Source organism: Coprococcus ammoniilyticus, from assembly GCF_025567345.1.
Classification (GTDB): domain Bacteria; phylum Bacillota; class Clostridia; order Lachnospirales; family Lachnospiraceae; genus Coprococcus; species Coprococcus ammoniilyticus.
Window position 1 is genome coordinate 402,926 of sequence record NZ_JAOQJS010000002.1, and the last position, 22,694, is coordinate 425,619.

The 22,694-nt window shown below is 42.2% G+C and carries 23 protein-coding genes; 2 read left to right on the top strand and 21 right to left on the bottom strand.

The window, feature by feature from the left end; genetic code table 11:
• Positions 1-28: 28 nt before the first annotated feature.
• From OCV60_RS04315 to OCV60_RS04410, 20 genes are all read right to left on the bottom strand, one after another.
• The gene (locus tag OCV60_RS04315; RefSeq protein WP_021943969.1) at positions 29-2,308 is read right to left on the bottom strand and encodes a DNA gyrase/topoisomerase IV subunit A; all 2,280 of its coding nucleotides are present in this window, start codon (positions 2,306-2,308) and stop codon (positions 29-31) included.
• A gap of 17 nt (positions 2,309-2,325) precedes the next feature.
• The gene (locus OCV60_RS04320; protein WP_262529481.1) at positions 2,326-4,230 is read right to left on the bottom strand and encodes a DNA gyrase/topoisomerase IV subunit B; all 1,905 of its coding nucleotides are present in this window, start codon (positions 4,228-4,230) and stop codon (positions 2,326-2,328) included.
• A gap of 67 nt (positions 4,231-4,297) precedes the next feature.
• Entirely contained in the window at positions 4,298-5,905 is a 1,608-nt protein-coding gene (locus OCV60_RS04325; RefSeq protein ID WP_021943970.1) for a sensor histidine kinase, read from the bottom strand.
• Complete coding sequence (locus tag OCV60_RS04330; protein WP_262529483.1) at positions 5,880-6,581, bottom strand: response regulator transcription factor; 702 nt, start codon at positions 6,579-6,581, stop codon at positions 5,880-5,882. The genes OCV60_RS04325 and OCV60_RS04330 overlap by 26 nt, the downstream gene beginning before the upstream one ends.
• Before the next feature lie 79 nt (positions 6,582-6,660).
• The gene (gene trmD / locus OCV60_RS04335) at positions 6,661-7,386 is read right to left on the bottom strand and encodes a tRNA (guanosine(37)-N1)-methyltransferase TrmD (RefSeq protein ID WP_021943971.1); all 726 of its coding nucleotides are present in this window, start codon (positions 7,384-7,386) and stop codon (positions 6,661-6,663) included.
• A 17-nt stretch (positions 7,387-7,403) separates the two neighbouring features.
• Positions 7,404-7,913 (bottom strand): ribosome maturation factor RimM, encoded by a 510-nt coding sequence (gene rimM / locus OCV60_RS04340; protein WP_021943972.1) that lies wholly within the window; start codon positions 7,911-7,913, stop codon positions 7,404-7,406.
• 70 nt (positions 7,914-7,983) lie between these two features.
• Positions 7,984-8,211, bottom strand: a complete 228-nt coding sequence (locus OCV60_RS04345) for a KH domain-containing protein (protein WP_008401006.1) — start codon at positions 8,209-8,211, stop codon at positions 7,984-7,986.
• A 21-nt stretch (positions 8,212-8,232) separates the two neighbouring features.
• The gene (rpsP, locus tag OCV60_RS04350) at positions 8,233-8,478 is read right to left on the bottom strand and encodes a 30S ribosomal protein S16 (RefSeq protein ID WP_021943973.1); all 246 of its coding nucleotides are present in this window, start codon (positions 8,476-8,478) and stop codon (positions 8,233-8,235) included.
• A 41-nt stretch (positions 8,479-8,519) separates the two neighbouring features.
• The gene (gene ffh / locus OCV60_RS04355; RefSeq protein ID WP_008401009.1) at positions 8,520-9,866 is read right to left on the bottom strand and encodes a signal recognition particle protein; all 1,347 of its coding nucleotides are present in this window, start codon (positions 9,864-9,866) and stop codon (positions 8,520-8,522) included.
• A gap of 32 nt (positions 9,867-9,898) precedes the next feature.
• Complete coding sequence (ylxM, locus tag OCV60_RS04360; protein ID WP_021943974.1) at positions 9,899-10,255, bottom strand: YlxM family DNA-binding protein; 357 nt, start codon at positions 10,253-10,255, stop codon at positions 9,899-9,901.
• A 95-nt stretch (positions 10,256-10,350) separates the two neighbouring features.
• Entirely contained in the window at positions 10,351-11,280 is a 930-nt protein-coding gene (locus OCV60_RS04365) for a bifunctional riboflavin kinase/FAD synthetase (RefSeq protein WP_021943975.1), read from the bottom strand.
• Between the two features lie 14 nt (positions 11,281-11,294).
• Positions 11,295-12,227, bottom strand: a complete 933-nt coding sequence (gene truB / locus OCV60_RS04370) for a tRNA pseudouridine(55) synthase TruB (RefSeq protein WP_021943976.1) — start codon at positions 12,225-12,227, stop codon at positions 11,295-11,297.
• Positions 12,221-13,168 (bottom strand): DHH family phosphoesterase, encoded by a 948-nt coding sequence (locus OCV60_RS04375; RefSeq protein WP_262529489.1) that lies wholly within the window; start codon positions 13,166-13,168, stop codon positions 12,221-12,223. The genes truB and OCV60_RS04375 overlap by 7 nt, the downstream gene beginning before the upstream one ends.
• A complete protein-coding gene (gene rbfA / locus OCV60_RS04380; protein WP_008401014.1) occupies positions 13,158-13,547 on the bottom strand; it encodes a 30S ribosome-binding factor RbfA in 390 nt (129 codons plus the stop codon). The genes OCV60_RS04375 and rbfA overlap by 11 nt, the downstream gene beginning before the upstream one ends.
• Positions 13,547-16,474 (bottom strand): translation initiation factor IF-2, encoded by a 2,928-nt coding sequence (infB, locus tag OCV60_RS04385; RefSeq protein WP_021943978.1) that lies wholly within the window; start codon positions 16,472-16,474, stop codon positions 13,547-13,549. The genes rbfA and infB overlap by 1 nt, the downstream gene beginning before the upstream one ends.
• A gap of 3 nt (positions 16,475-16,477) precedes the next feature.
• Positions 16,478-16,777, bottom strand: coding sequence for a L7Ae/L30e/S12e/Gadd45 family ribosomal protein (locus OCV60_RS04390; RefSeq protein WP_008401016.1), 300 nt, complete (start codon positions 16,775-16,777; stop codon positions 16,478-16,480).
• Between the two features lie 13 nt (positions 16,778-16,790).
• Positions 16,791-17,060, bottom strand: a complete 270-nt coding sequence (gene rnpM, locus OCV60_RS04395; RefSeq protein WP_008401017.1) for an RNase P modulator RnpM — start codon at positions 17,058-17,060, stop codon at positions 16,791-16,793.
• Positions 17,061-17,129: 69 nt separating this feature from the next.
• Positions 17,130-18,311, bottom strand: coding sequence for a transcription termination factor NusA (nusA, locus tag OCV60_RS04400; protein ID WP_021943980.1), 1,182 nt, complete (start codon positions 18,309-18,311; stop codon positions 17,130-17,132).
• Between the two features lie 24 nt (positions 18,312-18,335).
• Positions 18,336-18,785: a ribosome maturation factor RimP gene (gene rimP / locus OCV60_RS04405; RefSeq protein ID WP_262529551.1), complete on the bottom strand. Its 450-nt coding sequence runs from the start codon at positions 18,783-18,785 to the stop codon at positions 18,336-18,338.
• Positions 18,786-18,914: 129 nt separating this feature from the next.
• Positions 18,915-19,559: a precorrin-2 dehydrogenase/sirohydrochlorin ferrochelatase family protein gene (locus tag OCV60_RS04410; RefSeq protein ID WP_021943981.1), complete on the bottom strand. Its 645-nt coding sequence runs from the start codon at positions 19,557-19,559 to the stop codon at positions 18,915-18,917.
• 237 nt (positions 19,560-19,796) lie between these two features.
• On the opposite strand from OCV60_RS04410, the gene OCV60_RS04415 reads away from it, so the two are divergent.
• Complete coding sequence (locus tag OCV60_RS04415) at positions 19,797-21,038, top strand: peptidoglycan-binding domain-containing protein (protein ID WP_262529497.1); 1,242 nt, start codon at positions 19,797-19,799, stop codon at positions 21,036-21,038.
• A 552-nt stretch (positions 21,039-21,590) separates the two neighbouring features.
• On the opposite strand, the gene OCV60_RS04420 is transcribed toward OCV60_RS04415, so the two are convergent.
• The gene (locus OCV60_RS04420; RefSeq protein WP_262529499.1) at positions 21,591-21,992 is read right to left on the bottom strand and encodes a PH domain-containing protein; all 402 of its coding nucleotides are present in this window, start codon (positions 21,990-21,992) and stop codon (positions 21,591-21,593) included.
• Between the two features lie 187 nt (positions 21,993-22,179).
• On the opposite strand from OCV60_RS04420, the gene OCV60_RS04425 reads away from it, so the two are divergent.
• Positions 22,180-22,665, top strand: coding sequence for a DUF5721 family protein (locus tag OCV60_RS04425; protein ID WP_021943984.1), 486 nt, complete (start codon positions 22,180-22,182; stop codon positions 22,663-22,665).
• Positions 22,666-22,694 lie beyond the last annotated feature (29 nt).

A 22,694-nucleotide genomic window follows, 5' to 3' on the forward strand; every position in this document is an offset into this window, starting at 1 on the left:
GTTTTAACCTTTCTCTATGTTTTCTTCCCTACAACCGCAGCTTTGTTCCTTTACTGCCACGTTTACATGCTTTGATTCGTGTAAACAGGATCTCTGTGTTATCTACAAAGAAGCTGTCCTTTGTGCTGCCGACTGCTACTTCTTCGATCTCGTCATCGTCGGTGATGTTCACCAGGCGGATGCAGCCTGCGCCTTTTCCCTTGACCGGGATCTCGCTGATCTGGATTCTTGCATAGTAGCCAAGCATACTCTTTACAACGATGAAATCTTCCATCTCGGCATCATGGATAAAGATGATATCTTCTTCCTGCTTGGATGCTGCGATCATCTTACGAAGTACATCGTAGTTATTTCCCGGAACCAGCTTTGCCTGACCATGCTTGGTCACAAATAACAGGTTCTTATCTATGATCTGCTCGATGCAGCACATATATAATATGTTTTCATTTCCATTCATATTGCAGAATTCAAAGATCTGAATACCCTTATCCGACAATCTGCCGATCAGACCGGAACCATTTCCCTTTTTACCGGTATTCTTCTTTGCCTGAAGCTTGATGATATCAGCAACCTTGATCATATACATCTGATTATTATCTGCAAATACACCAACACGTTCTGTGTTCTTGCATTTGAATGAGAACCGGTAGTCTTTGTCGATCTGCGCTTTGTTTTTATCATAAAGATTGGCATCAACGACCTTGATATAGTAGAAACGATCGAGAAGTACAGCAACCTCTGTCTCAACTGCCTGTGCCTTCTTAACGACAACTTCGCCACAGTCTGCGATCACAGTCTTTCTTGGAATCGCATATTTCTCCTTAATCTCTAACATATCTGCGATCATCTGCTTCTTCATATTGCTCTTGCTTTCAAGCAGCTTTGAATACTTCTTGATCAGCTTCTCTGCATCTTCCAGTTCTTTCTTAAGGGCATTTACTTCCAGACCGATGAGCTTCTGTAAACGCATTGCAAGGATCGCATCTGCCTGTTTCTCGGTAAAGCATAAGAACTTTGCATCTGCCTCTGAACCTTTGAACCGGAATGTAATATTGGAGGTATCTCCATGCATCAGACATGCCTTTGCATCCGCTACCTTCTTACTTCCACGCAGAATCTCTATGATCAGGTCGATACAGTCAACCGCTGTAAGAAGACCGGTCTTGATCTCCCGTACTTCCATCTGATTTTCTAACAGCTTCGTGTATTTGGTATTGTATAGTCCGTATTTGAAATCTGTATAGATTGACAGGATCCGCTTCAGTCCCATGACCTCCGGCTTGCCATCATAAATACAGTTGATATTTACACCAAAGGTATCCTCAAGTCCTGCCTTTTTATATAAAATATTAATGATATTCCGGATTTCTTCATCTGTTGTACCCTTCTTTACATCAATACACAGACATTCTCCGTTCTTGTCTCCACGGTCAGCGATATCTACAACGGCCGGTAATTCACGGTTTCTGGTAAGCTCTGCAACCGTATCCAAGAACTTCGCTGTTCCACCGATCATCGTAAACGGGATCTCGGTTACACAGATACTCTTTCTTCCATGACCGATATCACGGATCTCCACCTTACCTCTGACCTTGATCCTGCCAAGTCCTGTTTCATAGACCTGCATCAGGTCTGCCTTGGATGCATTGATGATACCGCCGGTTGCGAAATCCGGTCCTTTCATCACATCTAACAGATCCTCAAGCGGTACTTCCGGATCATTCAGATACATCACGGTTGCATCGATCACTTCTCCGAGATTATGTGTCGGAATATTGGTTGCCATACCAACTGCGATTCCTGTCGAACCACTGACTAAGATATTCGGAACCTGAAACGGAAGAAATGTAGGCTCTGTCTCTGTTCCATCGAAGTTTGGAATAAACTGATCCTTAAAGAAAGACAGATCCTTCATGCAGACATCCTCGGTATATTTGGATATTCTTGCCTCGGTATATCGCATTGCCGCTGCACCGGAGCCATCTACCGAACCAAAGTTACCATGCGGATCTACAAGTGGGATCGGAAGCTTCCAGTTCTGCGCCATATTTACAAGACCTTCATAGATTGAACTGTCTCCATGTGGGTGATATTTACCCATCGTATCACCGACGATTCTCGCACATTTACGATGTGGCTTGTCCGAACCTGCCAAACCGTTTAATGAATACAGGATACGACGCTGTACCGGCTTTAAACCGTCCCTGACATCAGGGAGCGCACGCTCTGTTATAACGCTCATGGAATAATCTACATAGGATTGTCCCATTTCACTTTCATAATCAACATTTAAGATTTTTTCAGACATAGATTTCCTCTTTCCTCTTAGATATCAAGCACTGCATCTGTACTGTGTGTCTCAATATATTCTCGTCTCGGTGCTACTTCTGTTCCCATCAACGTCTGTGTCAGCTTATTTGCTTCCACGATACTGTTGATCGATACCTGCTTTAACACACGGCTCTCCGGGTTCATCGTTGTCTCATAGAGCTGGTCTGCATCCATTTCTCCAAGACCTTTGTAACGCTGGATCGTGAATTTACCGGTATGCTTCTTTCGATAACGGTTCAGTTCTTCATCTGAATACAGATACTGCATATGCTTGCCCTCGCCCACTCTGTAAAGCGGCGGGATTGCGATATAGATGTGACCCTCATTGATCAGATCCGGATAAAACCGATAGAAAAATGTCAGAAGCAATGTAGCGATATGCGCGCCATCGACATCGGCATCAGTCATAATGATGATCTTGTCATAGTTTAATTTATTAATATCAAAATCGTTGCCATAGCCCTGCATAAAGCCGCATCCAAATGCATTAATAAGTGCTTTGATCTCGGCATTCTCAAGAACCTTGGCTACTGTTTTCTTCTCTACGTTTAAGATCTTACCACGAAGTGGCAGGATCGCCTGATATTTACGGTTTCTGGCTGTTTTAGCAGAGCCGCCGGCAGAATCACCCTCGACTATGAAAATCTCGCATTTGGACGGATCATTGGATTCCTGCTTGGCAAGCTTTCCATTTCCTTCAAAGGAGAATTTATTCAGATTGATCTTGGATTTTTCCAGAGCCTTCTTCTTAGACAGGCTGACTGCACGATCACAGATATCCTTTAAGACATCGTAGTTACGGTCAAAATAAACGGTAAGCTGTTCTTTTACAATATCATCGACAGCCTTTGTAACGTCTGTATTCGACAGCTTCGTCTTCGTCTGCCCTTCAAACTGCGGATCCGGATGCTTTACAGATATGATTGCCTGCATACCGGAACGGATGTCCGCACCACTTAAGTTCGCATCCTTTTCCTTTAATAACCCAAGCTCATTTCTTGCATACGAGTTGATCAGCTTTGCAAATCCTGACTTGAAACCTGTTACATGTGTTCCGCCTTCCGGATTCGTGATATTATTTGTAAAACCGATGATGTTTTCTTCCCCATCCTCTGTCATGACGAATACGATATCAGCAGTTATATTCTCTTTCTCTCCACTGATCGCAATGATCGGCGAAGTATGTGTAAGTCCTTCCGATATATCCTCTACAAATGCGGACAGACCGCCCGGCTGATGGAATACGACCGGTTCCTTGCCGTCTCTCTTATTATGAAATGTGATCGTAAGCTCCGGATTCAGATATGCCGTTTCCTTGATTCTCTGCATGATCGCATCGGCTTTGAATTTTACTGTTTCAAAGATCGTATCATCCGGATATAGGGTTACCTTTGTTCCGGTTCGTTTCTCTTTTAACCGGGTACGCGGCAGATTTCCTTCCGGAGTCAGCTCCGTTACCGGAACGCCATACTCATAGCTGTCCGTGTAGAGATATCCGTCTCTTGCGACCTCAACCAGCAGCTTCTTTGATAATGCATTTACAACAGCAGAACCTACACCATGAAGACCACCACTGATCTTATATGTGGAGCTGTTGAACTTACCACCAGCATGCAGTACGGTATATACGACACGTTCCGCAGGTATTCCCTCTGTCTCATGTATATCAACAGGAACACCCCGTCCATCATCTGACACGGTCGCTGAACCGTCTTCATTGATACTGACATATATATTTTTACAATAACCTGCAAGGTGCTCGTCCACGGAGTTATCGATCAGCTCCTGAATCAGATGGTTCAGACCGCTTCTTCCAGTGTTACCGATATACATACCCGGTCTGAGTCTTACAGGCTCCAGTCCCTTCAGCACCTCTATATTTTTTGCACTATACGACATAACATTTCCTCTCTATCCACATAATCATTGATTAGTATATTCTGTATTCCATTTTTTTGCAAAGAAATTATTCTGTTTCTTTCTTTTCAATACCGATTTTTTCTTCGATATCGTCTGTCTCCCCGATGATATCCAGATCAAAATAGAACACAACTCCATCTTTTACATTATACACACCATAACACTTCTTATGTGCCTGCATGGTAGCCGCAACAATGGACAGACCGATGCCGCTTCCGCCATATTCTCTGGTTCTTGCCTTATCTACCTTGTAGAACTTGATGAACAGCTTCTCCAGTTCGCCCTCCGGTACATTTGGTCCCTGATCATATACATAGACACGGAGATTTCCAAGGATCGATCCTTCTTCATATGTGGCTCCCGGTTTTTCATACATATATTTTTCTGTCCAGACACGGACTTCTTTCTCTTTATAGCAGTAATGGATCGCATTTGTCAGATAATTACGGAAGACTTCTTCGATCATGAATTCGTCCGCATAGACATTGATCGGATCTACATCATCATAAACGATCGTAACCTGACTCTGCTCTGCAAGGATTGCAGACGAATCGATGGAATTATGGATCAGATCAACGATATTGAACATTTCCTTATTCACTCGGTTCTGCCCGAATTCTATCTCATTCAGATCAAGTAACTGCTTTACCAGCTTATTCATCTTGTTTGCTTCATCAACAATGACATCACAGTAAAAATTCTTGCTTTCTTCATCATCATTGATATTATCCCGCAAGCCTTCTGCATAACCCTGTACCAGTGCGATCGGTGTCTTTAATTCATGTGATACATGTGACAGGAATTCCTTACGCATCTCGTCAATCTTGATCTTCTCATCAATCTCCACCTGAAGCTTCTGGTTTGTCTCCTTAAGCTCCGTCAGCGTCTTATTCAGCTTATACGACAGATCATTCATATAACAGGACAGCTCACCGATCTCATCATTGGACGGATGCTCGATCCTTGCATCAAAATCAAGAGTTGCCATTCGTTTTGCAACCCTGGTAAGCCGTTTGATTGGTCCGGCAAATATCTCACTGACAAAATACATCAGAATACAACTGATGATTGCTGTTGTAATCAGTACAGCCATAAAATATTTGATCGTTGTCTGGATCGTGGAATCCACTCTGGCAATTGTGGTACGCACGATAATAACAAATCCATTATCCAGAAATCCGAGCAGATCAAAATAACTCTGAGCTGTATCCTTATCCTTTGTGATCTGTATCTTATAATCCTTATGCTTCTCGACCTCTTCCCGTTCGATCTGGGAATTATTCGCATCTATACTGTCTGAGAACATCAGGAACTCACCGATACTTTTCAGATTGTTAAATACAGCCGTATCCTCATTTACCGTTGTATAGATCTTCATATGAACATCATCCACAATATAGATCATCGCATCGGATTTATTCTCGAGCAGGCTCTCCATGCTGTCAAGGTCATAGCTGCCATCTCTGTTCTTATTTGATGAATCTTTGAAAAAAGCATCACATTCCTGATAGGTCTGGATCAGATTATTTTTCAGTTCATTGTAGTAATATTTTTTAATGAAGATAACGGACAAAATGCCTGACAGCAGGATCATCACAGTAATGATCGCCATCAGACAAAGTGTTATCTTACTCCTTATCGACCTTTTTCTCATCATCCACCTCGAACTTATATCCCATGCCCCAGATCGTCTTGATATAGTCACCTTTATCCTTCAACTTGCTTCTGAGCTTCTTTACATGGGTATCAATCGTTCTGGCATCTCCAAAATAATCATAATTCCATACATTATTCAGTATCTTCTCTCTGGATAATGCAACTCCTTTATTCACCATAAAATAATTCAACAGCTCAAATTCTTTATAACTGAGTTCGATCGGTTCTCCATCGATCGTTACGATATGGGCTGCAAGATCCATCGTGATACCGCCTACCGAGATCACACTGTCAGCTGGTACATCACTGGTTCTTCTTAAGATTGCTTCTACTCTGGCAACCAGGATCTTCGGACTGAACGGCTTCGTGATATATTCATCAATACCAAGTTCAAATCCCAGAAGCTCATCTCTTTCATCTGACTTTGCAGTCAGCATGATGATCGGAACCTGTGAGAACTTCCGTATCTCCTTACAGGTCTCCCAGCCATCCATCTTCGGCATCATAACATCTAAAATGATCAGTCCGATGTCTTTATTATTCATAAAGATATCAACCGCTTCTTCACCGTCTCCTGCTTCCAGAACAATATATCCTTTCTTACTCAGGAAATCCTTGACCAGCTTACGCATTCTGCTCTCATCGTCAACTACCAATACCTTTATACTATCCATATGCGACCTCCTGTTATTTTCATTTCTTGCTGTATTCTAACAAACATCTATGTCATAAATGTGAATTTCAAGCGGGAATTTACCGTTTTCTCTTTTTCTTCTCCACAACCGGGTGATTTGCTTCATATTTCGCATACAGATCCGGCCGCCGTTCTTTTGTCCGGCTGATCGATTGTTCCAGTCTCCATGCCTCTATATTCTTATGATGACCGGAAAGCAGCACATCCGGAACCTTCTTCCCCATGAATTCTACCGGTCTAGTATATTGTGGATATTCTAACAGATCGTCATGAAAGGATTCGATCTCCGCACTGTCATCATTGTTCAATACCCCAGGAACCAGTCTGGATACAGTATCAATGATCGCCATTGCCGGAAGCTCACCGCCGGTTAAGACAAAATCACCGATCGATACATAATCCGTTACGATCAGCTCCAGCACACGTTCATCGATACCCTCATAATGTCCGCATAAAAGTACCAGATCATCTTCAACGGCAAATTCTTCTGCCACCTTCTGTGTAAATGTCCGTCCCTGCGGTGTCATATATACAACCTTTAATTTCTTTCCTGTCTTTTCACACAAATACTGATAGGCATTATAAACCGGCTCTGCCTGCATCACCATTCCGGCTCCGCCGCCATACGGATAATCGTCTACATGCTTATGCTTATCCTTTGTAAAATCCCTGATATTCACTGCTTCAATATGGATCAGCCCTGCTTCCATCGCCCGGCCGGTAATACTGGTTCTAAGCCCGTCCATGATCATATCGGGGAATAATGTAAGAACATAAAAATTCATCATTCTCTCCATTCGTTCTAATCTTCTGCGATTTTCAGAAGATGTACCTTTACCGTTTTATTTACCGTATCAATATCTGTTACCCATTCCTTTACAACCGGAACATAGATATCGTCCTGTCCTTTTTTCTTTATAACAAAGATATGATTCGCCGGTGTCTCCAGTACATCATCGATCACACCGATCTCTGTGTCATTCTGATCGTATACCTTTGATCCGATCACATCACAGATAAAGAACTCACCATCCTCTAAGGCTACGGCATCCTCTCTGTTTACAAGAATATCATATTGTCTTAAAGCTTCTATATCATTTATACTATCATACCCTGCAAGCTTCAAAACTACCATGTTTTTTAAAAATTTACAGGATGTACATTCAGTTTCAATCTCTTTGCTGCCTGATACCAGAAAACATTTTTTCAGGCTTTTAAATCGATTCAGGTCATCCGTTGTCGGATATACTTTTACCTCTCCCTTGATACCATGCGGTGCTGTGATCACACCCACTCTCAGTCTGTCTTCCAAAATTATATCTTTCCTCCACTATAACTAAAAATGGGGGAGTTATGATAACTCCCCCAAAAAGATCTTTGTACTACTTAATATCTACAATTACCTTTTTGTCACCCTTTGAAGCAGCTGCTTTTACAACTGTACGGATGGATTTGGCAATTCTGCCTTGTTTTCCGATAACCTTGCCCATATCCTCTGGTGCAACAGTCAGTTCAACTTTAATTATATCGTCTTTCTCTGTCTCAGTAACAGATATTTGCTCTGGATGATCTACTAGGGATTTTGCAATGATTTCAACTAAATCTTTCATTTAAACACCTCCCTGGTGATATTATTTTTCAATACCTGCCTGCTTAAATAACTTAGCAACAGTCTCAGTTGGCTGAGCACCTGTCTGAAGCCACTTCTTAGCTGCTTCTTCATCGATCTTTACTACGCTTGGCTCCTGGTTAGGATCATATGTTCCGATCTCCTCGATGAATCTACCATCTCTTGGGGATCTTGAATCTGCAACGATTACTCTGTAAAAAGGATGCTTCTTATAACCCATTCTTCTTAATCTGATTTTTACTGCCATTTTGTTTGTTCCTCCTGAAATAAAATATAAAATATAAAAATTTATTTAAATCCAAACGGAAGCTTGAATCCACCGTGGCGTTTCTTGCCACCCATCATACCGGACATCTGCTTCATCATTTTCTTGGATTGTTCAAACTGCTTTAAGAAACGATTAACTTCCGCGATCTGAACGCCCGCACCGTCTGCAATACGTTTCTTTCTGGATGGTGAGATCGGATCCTTCAGACATCTCTCATTCGGTGTCATGGACTGAATGATCGCCTTCGGCTTCTTGCCTGCATCTTCATCGATCTGTACATTCTTCATCTGACTGGACATTCCGGGCATCATGGAGAGCAGATCTCCGATTCCACCCATCTTCTCAAGCTGATCCATCTGTTCCATAAAATCATTGAAATCAAAGGATGCTTTCCGGAACTTCTGTTCCATCTCTTTCGCTTTCTCATCATCGATCGCATTCTGTGCTTTCTCGATCAGCGATTCCACATCACCCATTCCCAGGATCCGACTCGCCATACGGCTCGGATAAAATGGTTCCAGATCTGTCAGCTTCTCACCCATTCCTGCATACAGGATTGGCTTTCCGGTAACAGCCTTAATGGAAAGTGCCGCACCGCCTCTGGTGTCACCATCTAACTTCGTTAGGATCACACCATCTATACCAATCTTATCGTTAAATGTCGTTGCAACATTGACAGCATCCTGTCCTGTCATCGCATCAACGGTAAGAACTGTATATGTAACATTAATATTTTCCTTGATCTCCGCAAGCTCATCCATCATATCTTCATCTACATGAAGTCGTCCGGCAGTATCGATAAATACCAGATTCATATGATTCTTTTCTGCATGCAGAATCGCAGCCTTGGCAATATCAAGCGGCTTATGATTATCTCCCATCGTAAAGACAGGCACACCAACCTTTTCACCATTGATCTGCAGCTGCTTGATCGCAGCCGGTCTGTATACATCACAGGCAACTAACAATGGTTTCTTGCCTTTATTCTTAAACTGATATGCAAGTTTTGCAGCCGTTGTTGTCTTACCGGCACCCTGAAGACCGCACATCATAATGACTGTAATCTCATTTGACGGAAGTAATTTCAGCTCTGTTACATCAGAACCCATCAGCTTATCCATCTCTTCTTTTACAATCTTAATGACCATGTGTCCGGGATTCAAGCCCTTAAGGACTTCTTCACCAACAGCTCTGTCACTTACAGCTTTGATAAATGATTTAACAACCTTGAAGTTTACATCGGCTTCCAGTAAAGCACGCTTTACTTCTTTCATTGCCTCTTTTACATCATCTTCTGTAAGAACACCCTTGCTTCTCAGTTTCTTGAAAACATTTTGAAGCTTGTCAGATAAACTGTCAAAAGCCATGAATATCTCCCTTCGTTCCTAACACTCATCTACTAAAACTCGTCCAGTATCCGATCCGATAACCGGTCGATTGCTTCTATCTTCGAATTCAGCCTGTCATCCCGATTCTCCTCCATCAGCTCCGAAATGCAGTCTTTCATCTTCTCGACCTGCTTTCTCGCTTTCATGAATTTGTCAACAAGCTGTAACTTATCTTCATATTCTTCCAAGATCTTATCGCAGCGCTTGATCATGTCATAGACACCCTGTCTGCTGATCTGATTCATTCTGGCAATCTCGGAATAGGACATATCATTATTGACCACATCTTCATAAATTGCTTTCTGATGCTCCGTCAAAAGCTCTCCATAAAAATCATATAATAAAGACTGTCTGACTATTTTCTCCATACGATCACCGCCTGTAAAGTATTTTCCCTTTACCATGGGTTATTCTATACCATGTCTGCATCGTTGTCAAGTAAAATATCTTGACAAATTAATTTTTACCCGAATATCCTCTGTTTTGCCACTTCCATATCTGCAAGCATCTGTGCTTTTAATTCTGAAACACCCGAAAATTTCTGTTCTCCGCGAATAAAGGATAACAATTCCACGACCAGCTTCTGTTCATAGATATCCTCATCAAAATCAAAGATATGCGTCTCGATCGTTACCCTGCGATCTGTATTCACCGTCGGATTGTCTCCGATATTCGTAATCCCATAACAGACCCTGCCGTCCTCCAGATGTATCCTTGATGCATAAACACCCGTCACCGGATAGATTTTCCCATGCTTTGGAAGCAGATTTGCCGTTGGAACCTGGATCGTCCTGCCAAGCTCTCTGCCATGCACTACATGACCGGACAGAAAATAAGGTCTGCCAAGGAATGTTTCTGCTTCTTCCATTTTTCCCTCACTGATCAACATTCTGATATAAGTGGAACTTACAATGACATCATGGATCTTTTTCTTTTCTATCACGATCACCTGATAGCCGTATTCGCCGGCCATCTTCCGCAGAAGCTCTACATTCCCGCGTTTCTTTTTTCCGAATCCGTAATCGGTTCCTACGACTACATATCCTGCATGTAACCTTTTTACAAGGATATCCGTTACGAAAGCTTCCGGTTCCATCGATGCAAATGCATCATCAAACGGATACTCCACCAGTACATCGATTCCCATCTGTTCTGCAAGCATACATTTTTCTTCCGAGGTTATGATGCTTTGAAGCTTATCTACATCAAAGATCGAATTTTTACGAATATCAAAGGTAAATACGACTCCGGTATATCCATCCTTCTGTAAACGAAGCACCTCGTCAAGCAGCAGCTTGTGACCCTGATGAAAACCGTCAAACTTGCCAAGTGCAACGACGGAACCTTTTTCTGTATTGATCTGTATATCTTTCTGATTAAAATAATGCTGCATTGTCTTCTATCCTATCATCTATCTGTCTCTGCATTCTTCGGGAACATCTTTACCGGCCGGCAGATGCTCTTTTCCTTTTCATATCGGTATATTGCTGCAAAGCTGTCCGTTTCATCATAGACACGGATACCCGGAACATCTGTAACCGTTTCCGGGCTCACAGCTTCCGCAAACTGGGACAGCTGAAGTTTGTTTCCATTTCTTAACAGCTTTCTTGCATATTCATCTGTACCGATATGAAGCTCCGGATACTCCGGCAGCAACAGTTCTTTCTTCATTACATATGAAGCGATCGTTCCCTGATCTCTCGCCTGCTCGATCTCCGCAAGTGTCAGGCTGTCTTCAACCCTGAAGTTCTTCACTTCAGTACGGACCAACTTCTCCATGACTGCTCCGCAGCCAAGCTTTTCTCCGATATCCCGGCATAAGCTTCTGATATACGTTCCCTTGGAACAATGTATGGTAAATGTAACCCTTGGAAGCGACACATCCTCTATCTTTACCTCAAAGATTGTTACCTCTCTCGGACTCCGTTCGATCTCAATTCCCTGTCTGGCATATTCATAGAGCTTTTTGCCGTTTACCTTGATAGCCGAATACATCGGCGGTATCTGGTCATAAGTACCGATAAAGCTGTTTACCGTTTCTATTACCGATGCTTCGTCCGGGATATCTGCTGTCTCTGTAAGGACTTTTCCTGTTACATCCTCTGTATCTGTTGTCTTTCCGAGCAGCATGACACAGCGGTATGTCTTATCCTTATCAATCAGCATTTCGCTTAATTTTGTTGCCTGTCCAAGACACACCAAAAGCACACCTTCCGCCATCGGATCAAGTGTGCCTGTGTGACCGATCTTCTTCTGTTTTAAAATACCACGAAGCTTGGCTACTACATCAAATGATGTATAGCCCTGCTCCTTGTATACATTTAAAAAGCCGTCTAGCATAACTGTTCCTTAATCTCCTCTATCACACCGGCAAGGATCTCTTTGATATCTCCCTGCATGCTGAAACCTGCAGCACGAACATGACCACCGCCGCCATGATTGCAGGATATCCTGCTTACATCAACGATATTATTCGACCGAAGTGAAATCTTGTATTCATCTTCTCCCGTCTGATAGATAAATACCGCCGTTTCCGTTCCCTCTGTGATCCGAAGCTGATCGACAATACCATCCGTATCGATCTTGCCTGCACCACTTTTTCGGAAATCCTCTGTCTCAAGCACTGTGCTGATGATCCTGCCATCTGCATGCTGCTCTGCTTTTGTCAGAGCGATTCCAAGCAGCTTATTTGCGACAAATGTCTTCTTATAGAAGGTTTCATCTATAATAAATGACGGATTTGCACCCTTTTCGATCAGATCACCCGCTATACTCATCGCACTCTTTGTTGTATTGCTGTGTTTGAATACGCCTGTATCATGTACAATTCCCATATAGAGTGCTTCGGCAGCATTCTTATTAATCTTATCCTGTTCCATCAGCTTATAAAGTGCTTCTGCCGCGGAACACGCTTCTGCATCCACATAGCATACCTCACCAAATCCCGGATTGGAGATATGATGATCCACACACATTGTATGCTTCGCATGTTCAAAGATTGGAAGAAAATCTCCCTGTCTTTCCTTATCACCACAATCCACCGCAATACACAGATCATAGACCTGATCTGTCGGTGTATGACTGATCTTATCTGCATCATGTAAAAAGAGAAAATCCTTGGAGAATTCCTCCAGATAGATCTGTACCTGCTTATCATAATTGCTGATGATATAATTATATAATCCAACCGTTGAGCCTACACAGTCGCCATCCGGACGTACATGTCCGGTTATAGCGATCGTGTCTGCCTGCTCGATCATGGTAAGAAAATCATTCTTCATTTTCTGTATCATCCTCATCATCTTCGATGTCTTTTACAACATCATCAATCTTTTTGGACATTGTTACACCGTATTCGATCGACTGATCCATGATAAATGTGATCTCAGGTGTATTTCTGAGATTAATGGAATGTGCAAGTTCTCTTCTGATAAATCCCATTGCACTGTTCAGTCCCTCCAGTGTGGAGTTTACGGAATCCTGATCTCCAAGGACACTGATGTATGCCTTGCAATATTTCAGATCCGGTGTTACAACCGCCTCTACTACGGATGTCATCGGATTAATGCGGGGATCCTTGATCTCTCTGCTGATGATCCGTGAGAGTTCTCTCTGAACCTCTGCATTAATTCTTGTATTTTTTACACTGTTCTTTCTCATTATTTTCTTGGAACCTCTACCATCTGATATGCTTCAATCTGATCCTCTACCTGAATGTCATTAAAGTTCTCAAGAACAATACCACATTCAAATCCTGACTTAACTTCCTTCACATCATCCTTGAATCTCTTTAAGGAAGCCATCTTGCCTTCGTAGATCAGATTTCCTTCACGGGTTATTCTTACGCTGCAATTCCGGTTGATGATACCATCTAATACATAAGAACCTGCGATCATACCGACACCGGAAGCCTTGTAGGTCTGTCTGATCTCTGCATGACCAATTACCTGTTCTTCAAAGATAGGATCTAACATACCCTTCATTGCAGACTCAATATCTTCAATTGCATTGTAGATGACTCTGTATAAACGAACATCTACACCTTCTGTCTCTGCTGTCTCTTTTGCTCTTGCATCCGGCCGGATATTGAAACCGATTACGATCGCATTGGATGCGGATGCCAGAATGATATCTGACTCGTTGATCGCACCAACACCGGAATGGATACATTTTACTGCAACTTCATCATTTGAAAGCTTTAACAGACTCTGCTTAACAGCCTCTACAGAACCCTGTACATCAGCTTTGATAATGATGTTCAGTTCCTTGACATTACCTGCCTGGATCTGGCTGTACAGATCATCCAGTGACATTCTGGATTTCGTCTCAGCAAGCATCTTCACTCTGCTCTGCGAAATGTATGTCTCAGAAATCTGTCTTGCCTCTTTCTCATTATCAACTGCCATAAAGATCTCACCGGCTGATGGAACTGTATCCAGACCAAGGATCTGCACCGGAGTGGATGGAGTTGCTTCTGTTACACGGACACCCTTTGAATTGTGCATTGCACGAACCTTACCATGGGAAGATCCGACTGCAAGATAATCTCCTACATGAAGTGTACCCTTCTGCACTAACATAGTTGCAACAGGGCCACGTCCCTTATCAAGCTCTGCTTCGATTACGATACCACGGGCATTTCTGTTTGGATTTGCCTTTAACTCAAGAACCTCTGCAGTTAACAGGATCATCTCAAGCAGGTTATCCAGTCCTTCACCTGTATGTGCGGAAACCGGACAGAAGATCGTTGATCCGCCCCAGTCCTCAGGGATCAGTTCATATTCTGTAAGCTCCTGCTTTACACGCTCGATATTTGCACTTGGTTTATCGATCTTATTGATCGCAACGATGATCTCGATACCGGCTGCCTTTGCATGGTTAATAGCCTCTATCGTCTGTGGCATAACACCATCATCTGCTGCTACAACAAGGATAGCAATATCGGTAGACTGTGCGCCACGCATACGCATAGCTGTGAACGCCTCATGTCCAGGTGTATCTAAGAATGTGATCGTCTGTCCGTTGATCTCTACTACAGATGCACCAATCGCCTGTGTGATACCACCGGCCTCGGCTGATGTTACATTTGTCTTACGGATCGCATCAAGAAGGGATGTTTTACCATGGTCAACGTGACCCATAACGCAGACAACAGGTGGTCTGGAAACCATATCCTTCTCGTCTTCTTCATCCTCTTTTAAGAGCTCCTCGATCACATCAACTTTTTCTTCCTCTTCAGCAATACAATTATATTCCAACGCGATCTCTGCTGCTGCTTCAAAGTCTAACTCAGAGTTCACGTTATACATCTTACCTGCAAGGAAGAGCTTCTTGATCAACGCATTTACAGGCTCTTTGATAATGTCTGCAAGTTCTTTGATCGTTACAACTTCCGGAAGTGTGATCGTACGGATCGTTTCCTTATCCTCTGCCTGCTGCTGTGGCTGCTGCGGCTGATGATGCTTGTTTCTGACATTTTTAGCCAGTCTGCTGATATCTGCCTCAACCTCTTCCGGAGATCTTCTGTTGCCCTTACGAGGCTTATTCTTATCTCTGTTATAATTGTCTCTGTTCTGGCTCTTTAAATCTTTGCCCGGCATCTCTTTTGCTTCAAAATCCTTACGGGTATTTGCTTTTGGACTTCTTCTCTGATTGTTATTATTATCATCCTCGTCATCCTTGCCAAATCCCATCGGAGTATTGTTTCTATTATTGTTGAACCGATTGTTTCTGTTATCCGGTCTGTCACCGAACTTCGGCTTGTCGAAGCCGCCCTGACGATCTCCATTTCCGGAAAATCTGCCACGATCCTGACCACCACGGCCATTGTTTGAGAATCTTCCTCTGTCCTGACCATTTCTGTCATTGTTAAATCTCGGTCTGTCAGAATTATTTCTGTCGCCGGAATTATTGTATCTTGGTCTGTCAGTGTTATTTCTGTCAGTGTTATTTCTGTCAGTGTTGTATCTTGGTCTGTCGGAATTGTTTCTGTCAGTACCGTTTCTGTCATTATTATATCTCGGTCTGTCAGAATTATTTCTATCACCATTTGTAAATCTTACACGGTCACCGTTATTTCTGTCGTTGTTATATCTTGGTCTGTCATTTCCCTGCTTGTCGCCAAATCTTGTCTTATCAGAATTCATACGCTCACTATTGTTAAATCTTACTCTCTCATTATTTTGTCTGTCGGAATTATTTCTGTTTCTGTCATCTCTGACAAATCTCGTATGTCCCTCATCTTTACCCTGTTTCGGCTTATTCGCTTCCCCTGTAGCCGGTCGATCATTTCTTACAGCCGTTTTCTTAGGCTCTTCTTTTACAGAAATCTCTTTCTGAACCTTTTCCGGTGCTGTCTTTGCCGCCTTTACGTCCTCCGACTTCTTTTCCGGTACAGGCTTTGCTGCCGGCGCATCTGCTTTCTTTGTACCGGTTCCGCATGCCTTCTTAACGATATTGATCATATTCTCATCAACAGCCGACATATGGCTCTTGATCTCGATACCATTTTTGCCAAGGATTGCTTTGATTTCATTGTTGCTTATATTCAGCTCTTTTGCCAATTCGTGTACTCTCAGTTTCGTCAAAAGTTACACCTCCATATTTTCACTCAAACTCATGTATTTTATGATCTGTTTCGCAAATCCTTCATCTAAGATCGCGATCGACGTCCGGAATTCTTTTCCAACGAATTTTCCCAGACTGTCTTTGTCTCCAAATTCAAAATATGGAATCTCATAAAAATTACATTTTTGATCAAATAGTTTCTTTGTATTATGGGCTGCATCACATGCCACGATCACGGCACATGCGCTTCCGTTTTTTACGGCCTTTTCTACTGAAAAGTTTCCGCTTACCAGCCTTCCAGCCTTTGCACATAAGGAAATCATGGAATAAATCTTCTTACTGTTCAATTGCCTCTAACTCCTTATCCAGTTTCTCATAAACCTCTTTTGGAATCTGCATCTTGAATGAGCGTTCCAGAGATTTACTCTTCATAGCTTTTTTCAGGCACTCTGCCTTACGGCATATATATGCCCCCCGTCCATTCATCTTGCCGGTCAGGTCGATCGCAAAATTATTCTCATTATCCTTCACGATACGGATGAGTTCTTTTTTCGGTATCATCTCATTACAACCAAGGCACTGTCTGAGCGGTATCTTCTTTGCCATAACATCACTTCCTATGCTTATATATTTATCTCCGTTCCAATCGGCATGGTACCCGGTCAGAACTTCATTTTATTCTTCGTCTTCTTTTACTTCTTCTGCATCCTGCTGCTCCAGAGATTCTTCATAAGAACCATCAACGATATCGTCGATATTGTCAAATGCTTCTTCCTGCTCCGGCTCTTCGTAGTCATCATTTTCTTCTGAGAAATATCCCATCTCTTCTGCCTGTGACTCACTCTTAATGTCGATCTTATATCCTGTCAGCTTTGCAGCAAGTCTTGCATTCTGACCTTTCTTACCGATTGCAAGTGATAACTGATAATCCGGTACAACGACAAATGCGCTCTTTTCATTCAGATCTACATCAACTGCAATAACCTCTGATGGACTTAATGCATTCTTGATGAAGATTGCCGGATTCTCATCCCAACAAATAATATCGATCTTCTCACCGTTCAGATCTTCTACTACGTTGTTAACACGGCTTCCATTTACACCTACACATGCACCTACCGGATCTACATTCTCATCATGAGAATAAACAGCGATCTTGGAACGAGAACCGGCCTCACGGCAGGAGCTCTTGATCTCTACTGTACCGTCTGCGATCTCGGTTACTTCCTTTTCAAATAAACGCTTTACCAGATCAGGATGTGTTCTGGATACTGTGATCTTAGGTCCTCTGGAGCCTTTCTTTACTTCTGTTACATATAATTTGATACGGTCACCTCTGTTATATACTTCGCCGGGAACCATCTCAGACTCTTTTAATATTGCTTCTGTCTTATCATCCAGACTGACATTGATGTTGTTTCCAACATATCTCTGAACGATACCTGTGATGATATCCTTCTCTTTTGTATAGAAGTGATCGTAGATCGCATCTCTTTCGCTCTCATTAATTGCCTGAACGATTACATTTCTTGCTCTCTGTGCTGCGATTCTTCCGAAATCCTTTGTTGTGATCTCGATGTTGATGATATCTCCGAGATCATATTTGGAATTCATCATCTTAGCTTTTTCCAGAGAAATCTGTGTCGCAGGTCTTTCAACCTCTTCTACAACCTCTTTCTTCGCATATACATGAAACTCACCGGTCTCACGATCCATAACAACATCGATATTCTCATCGGTATCAAAGTCCTTCTTACAGGCCGCCTTTAAGGATCTTTCGATCGCATCCAGCAGAATATCCTTGCTGATGTTTTTCTCCTTTTCTAATTGATTTAATGCTTCGATAATTTCTGACACTTTTTTATCCTCCCGCTTCTTTTATTAATATACAAATGCAAGTCTTATCATCGATATATCTTTTCTTGCAATCTTCAGTTCTTTCTCATCTTCTGTCAAAATGGTAACTGTTTCTTCATCATACGCTGTAAGTTCACCTTCAAAATCTTTACAGTTATCGATCTTGGTATATGTCTTAATCTCTACGATCTTGCCAATACTCCGTTTAAAGTCATTTTCCTTCTTTAATGGTCTTGTAAGCCCCGGAGAGCTGACCTCCAGAATATAGGCATCCTTAATGAAGTCATCTGCATCCAGCAGATCACTCATGGCTCTGTTCACGATCTCACAATCTCCGATCGTTATTCCACCTTCTTTATCTGCATAGATCCGCAGATAATAATCACTGCCTTCTTTTACATATTCCACATCAACCAGTTCAAGGTTATTTGCTTCAATGATCGGCAGAACCATCTCTGTTGCTTTTGCTTCAATATCTGTTTTCTTCGTAGCAATACCACCTTTCTACAAAAACTAAGAGTGGGCCAAAACCCACTCTTAATAGTTACCATAATCTTACTAAAACAAGATTATAACACGTTATAAGGAAAATGCAAGTATTTTTTATCGCATGCCCTTCGCTCTCAGCTCATCTTCCTTCGCATAACGATCCAGAATCTTATTTGCCTTTCGGTCATCGATCATATACTTATTGCTGATTGCCTGTTTGATGATCTCATCCAGTGCCAGTTCCCTTAAATAAGCATCCTTGATATTAATGGACGCAATCTCTCGGTATGCTCCCATCTTTCTGGTCAAGGTTCCATACTCATAAGGAATCAGCTTCTCGATCATATTACGGATCTCCTTTGCTACATTTGAACTGTAGCCTCCTGTTGTGACCCCTATCACCAGGTCTTCACGCATAACAATTCCGGGGAACAGGAAGCTGCTGACATCCTTGTTATCTGCTACATTGACCGGAATATTATGTTCGTTACAATACTTTCCGATCTTAGCATTTACATCATCCCTCTTAGTCGCTGCAATTACCATATCTGCCGTATCAAGCGCATCTAATGTCATATTCGACTCATGTACACTGATTCCCGGTACTGCCTTGATCTCATCGCAGATCCTCGGTGCGATAACTGCAATCTTACAGTCAAACTTTATCAGAGAGTTAATCTTTCGAAGTGCGGTCTTTCCTCCGCCAAGTACGATTACTTTTTTGTTTTCCAGATTGATAAACATTGGAAAATATGCCATAGTGAAACCTCCTGTCGTTTCTTTCCTTTTATATTACTTTTCAATAAATTCTTTTTTCATATACCTCATCATTCTATACCATGCATAACACTTGTTTCTGTCGTTTAAATCTTCTAAACGATCATTACACCACGCATAACATACATTCTTTCCTGCTTCTGCATTGATAAAGTATTATTGGCATGAAATATGATTTTGTCTCATATAATAAACAGATTATAATTCAGGATTACTAAAATGGCAAATGGAAACAATAACGGAACATTAAAAATCAGGATCATCTCGGAACAGACTGCATATCCAGTAACCGGTGCGGTCGTTTCTGTCGCATCAACCGGAACTCCGGATGAAGTTATAGAGGAACTGCAAACAGACAGCGACGGTATCATCGATGGCATCACCCTTGAAACTCCGCCACTGGAATACAGCATGGAACCATCTGACAACCAGCCATATTCCGAATACAATCTGAAAATCAATGCACCCGGATTTGAACCACGTATCATCTCCGGTGTACAGATGTTTACCGACGAAAAGGGCATTCAGGCAGTTAAACTGCGTGTTTCTGACACTGACCAATCGAGCTATAACCCAACGGTGATCGGTGCTCATACCCTCTGGGAAGAATATCCGCCAAAGATTGCTGAGGATGAGATTAAAACAGTTGCAGAGACAGGCGAGATCGTCTTGAGCCGTGTCGTGATTCCGGAAACCATCGTGGTTCATGATGGAGCACCTTCTGACCCAACTGCAATCGACTACTATGTACCTTACAAAGACTACATAAAGAATGTTGCATCAAATGAAATCTACTCCACATGGCCGGATGCTTCTCTGCGAGCCAACATCCTTGCAATTATGTCCTTCACCTTAAACCGTGTCTATACAGAATGGTATCGTGGAAAGGGATACGATTTTACGATCACATCTTCAACCGCTTACGATCAGAAATGGATCTATAACAAGACTATATATAAAAATATCTCCCGTATCGTTGATGAACAATTTGCCAATTATCTATCAAGGCCGGGTGTCACCCAACCGATCTTTACACAATACTGTGACGGGAAACGGGTCACCTGTCCAAACTGGATGACCCAATGGGGTTCCAAGCATCTTGCCGATCAGGGACTGTCTGCGATAGAGATCTTACGCTACTACTATGGCGATTCCATTTATATCAACTCTGCCGAAACCATTGCCGGTATTCCATCCTCTTATCCGGGATACGATCTGTCAATCGGTGCAACCGGTGACAAGGTTCGTCAGCTTCAGGAGCAGTTAAATCGTATCGCACAGAATTATCCGTCCATACCAACGGTCGCCGCCGATGGCATCTATGGACCTGCCACTGCCGATGCCGTCAGACGCTTTCAGCAGATCTTCGATCTGCCCGTTACCGGCATCACCGACTACTCCACCTGGTACAAAGTCTCCCAAATCTACGTTGGCGTCACCAAGATAGCCGAGAATATCTGATCACCGAACGACAGAGAACCCTGCATACCCTTTATTCCGCAGAACACTCGCGTTCTATTTTTCACGTAACGGTACTAAACTTCTCACCTTCGGTGACTCGTTAAGAACCGACGTGAAAAAAGGTCTGCTCCATAAAGGTATGCAGGGTTCCCTGTCTGTCTATGATAAGATATAGTCTACTTCGATACTTGATTCCACTGACAGATCAAAAGTGCGTTGTTGCTTTTATATCATGGTATCTTGTTTTCATATCGTAAAAGATCGTATCTGGTTGTTCAGCAATCACTTTACCTTATAATTTAAAATGAGAACTGATATTACTATTATGAAGCAAGCCTGCCTGAGCGTTGGTACTTAGGCTGCGTCTTTTGCAGCCTTATGTACCACTACGTCGAAGGTAGAGCGGAAGCGTCTTGCGGAATAATATGTAATATCAGTTCTCATTTAATTGTCAACGCATCCCTCTTGCTGAACAACCAGATACGATCTTACATTACTGATCAAAGCAAGCTACTATCATATAAAGCAACAACGCACTTTTGATCGTCCCTCTTAATATGTATCGTGGTCGTCGTATTCGTTGTAGTCGTCGAATTCATCGCTTTCATGATCCATGAACTCACGGCTGGAAACCTTCTTTTTGGTACGTTCATCTTCTACCATATTTGATAACATTTCCTTGACCTCTCTGGACTTCTTGATATTCTTGATCTCGAAATCTCCCATTGTCTTATCTGCGGAACAGCATTTGATCGTTCCAAGTCCGCACATTCTCTGCCATAATTTACGTTCCAATGAAACATCCATGATGCGATAAAGTCGTACTTCATCTTCTTTCACACTGAAGAACCCCGTACTGATAAATAACCGATCCTCTGATATGCTGTACTTTGTAAATGTCCATGGTAATCCGAAAAATATACGTTTGCGATCCTTCCATATAATCTCTGCCATTTCAAAACCTCCCATATTTTTATAAATCTGTAAAAATACTAACACACCTCCCGCTAAAGTTCAACAAATGGATTTTCTCATCCGACTGTTTTCAGATTTCCGATTGCAACCTTTCCTCTTTTCCTGTAAACTAAAAGCATCATTTTATCGCGATCCGTTGTTTATGGCAGGGAGGTAAGAGCTGCATATGCTTAATATAGAAATTACTGAAACAAAGAACTTCGTTAAAAAGCTTCTGATGGAACCGGTCTTTGACACATTTTTGCTGGTGGAAGCTTATGTCCGTTCCGACGTTTCTTATACGATTGACGGCAGACTGAATCCATCTTTTTTTGATACGGAAGAACTGGAAGAAATGACTTCAAATACTTATACGACATGGGGGGCTGTCAGACATCATATCTTCAATGTCATCAAGGGCAATAAACTCCCATTAAACTTCAAGATCGTGCTGATCTTATCGGACGCGAACATTAACCGGATCATTGAACAGAACCATCTGAATCTCACGACATCCGACATTGCAAATCTGTCTTTAAACATCTACTTTGATGGAGAAAAGATCTCACTTACAACGATGGCATCCATGAACATTTTCTCCATGGATAAAACACTTGCAAACATCTGGGATGCAAATGTATCTGCTTTTTTTAAACAGAATCAGATCTTTTAACCACCTGTTACAGCACTAATTTCTAAATA

Coding starts and splice junctions, on each gene's coding strand:
- OCV60_RS04425 (WP_021943984.1), top strand. CDS start 22,180: ATGCTTAATATAGAAATTACTGAAACAAAGAACTTCGTTAAAAAGCTT.
- rnpM (WP_008401017.1), bottom strand. CDS start 17,060: ATGGCAAAGAAGATACCGCTCAGACAGTGCCTTGGTTGTAATGAGATG.
- OCV60_RS04325 (WP_021943970.1), bottom strand. CDS start 5,905: ATGAGAAAAAGGTCGATAAGGAGTAAGATAACACTTTGTCTGATGGCG.
- ffh (WP_008401009.1), bottom strand. CDS start 9,866: ATGGCTTTTGACAGTTTATCTGACAAGCTTCAAAATGTTTTCAAGAAA.
- truB (WP_021943976.1), bottom strand. CDS start 12,227: ATGCTAGACGGCTTTTTAAATGTATACAAGGAGCAGGGCTATACATCA.
- OCV60_RS04415 (WP_262529497.1), top strand. CDS start 19,797: ATGGCAAATGGAAACAATAACGGAACATTAAAAATCAGGATCATCTCG.
- OCV60_RS04345 (WP_008401006.1), bottom strand. CDS start 8,211: ATGAAAGATTTAGTTGAAATCATTGCAAAATCCCTAGTAGATCATCCA.
- OCV60_RS04375 (WP_262529489.1), bottom strand. CDS start 13,168: ATGAAGAATGATTTTCTTACCATGATCGAGCAGGCAGACACGATCGCT.
- OCV60_RS04410 (WP_021943981.1), bottom strand. CDS start 19,559: ATGGCATATTTTCCAATGTTTATCAATCTGGAAAACAAAAAAGTAATC.
- rbfA (WP_008401014.1), bottom strand. CDS start 13,547: ATGAGAAAGAACAGTGTAAAAAATACAAGAATTAATGCAGAGGTTCAG.
- OCV60_RS04365 (WP_021943975.1), bottom strand. CDS start 11,280: ATGCAGCATTATTTTAATCAGAAAGATATACAGATCAATACAGAAAAA.
- OCV60_RS04315 (WP_021943969.1), bottom strand. CDS start 2,308: ATGTCTGAAAAAATCTTAAATGTTGATTATGAAAGTGAAATGGGACAA.
- rpsP (WP_021943973.1), bottom strand. CDS start 8,478: ATGGCAGTAAAAATCAGATTAAGAAGAATGGGTTATAAGAAGCATCCT.
- OCV60_RS04330 (WP_262529483.1), bottom strand. CDS start 6,581: ATGGATAGTATAAAGGTATTGGTAGTTGACGATGAGAGCAGAATGCGT.
- OCV60_RS04390 (WP_008401016.1), bottom strand. CDS start 16,777: ATGATTTCCTTATGTGCAAAGGCTGGAAGGCTGGTAAGCGGAAACTTT.
- trmD (WP_021943971.1), bottom strand. CDS start 7,386: ATGAATTTTTATGTTCTTACATTATTCCCCGATATGATCATGGACGGG.
- ylxM (WP_021943974.1), bottom strand. CDS start 10,255: ATGGAGAAAATAGTCAGACAGTCTTTATTATATGATTTTTATGGAGAG.
- OCV60_RS04420 (WP_262529499.1), bottom strand. CDS start 21,992: ATGGCAGAGATTATATGGAAGGATCGCAAACGTATATTTTTCGGATTA.
- OCV60_RS04320 (WP_262529481.1), bottom strand. CDS start 4,230: ATGTCGTATAGTGCAAAAAATATAGAGGTGCTGAAGGGACTGGAGCCT.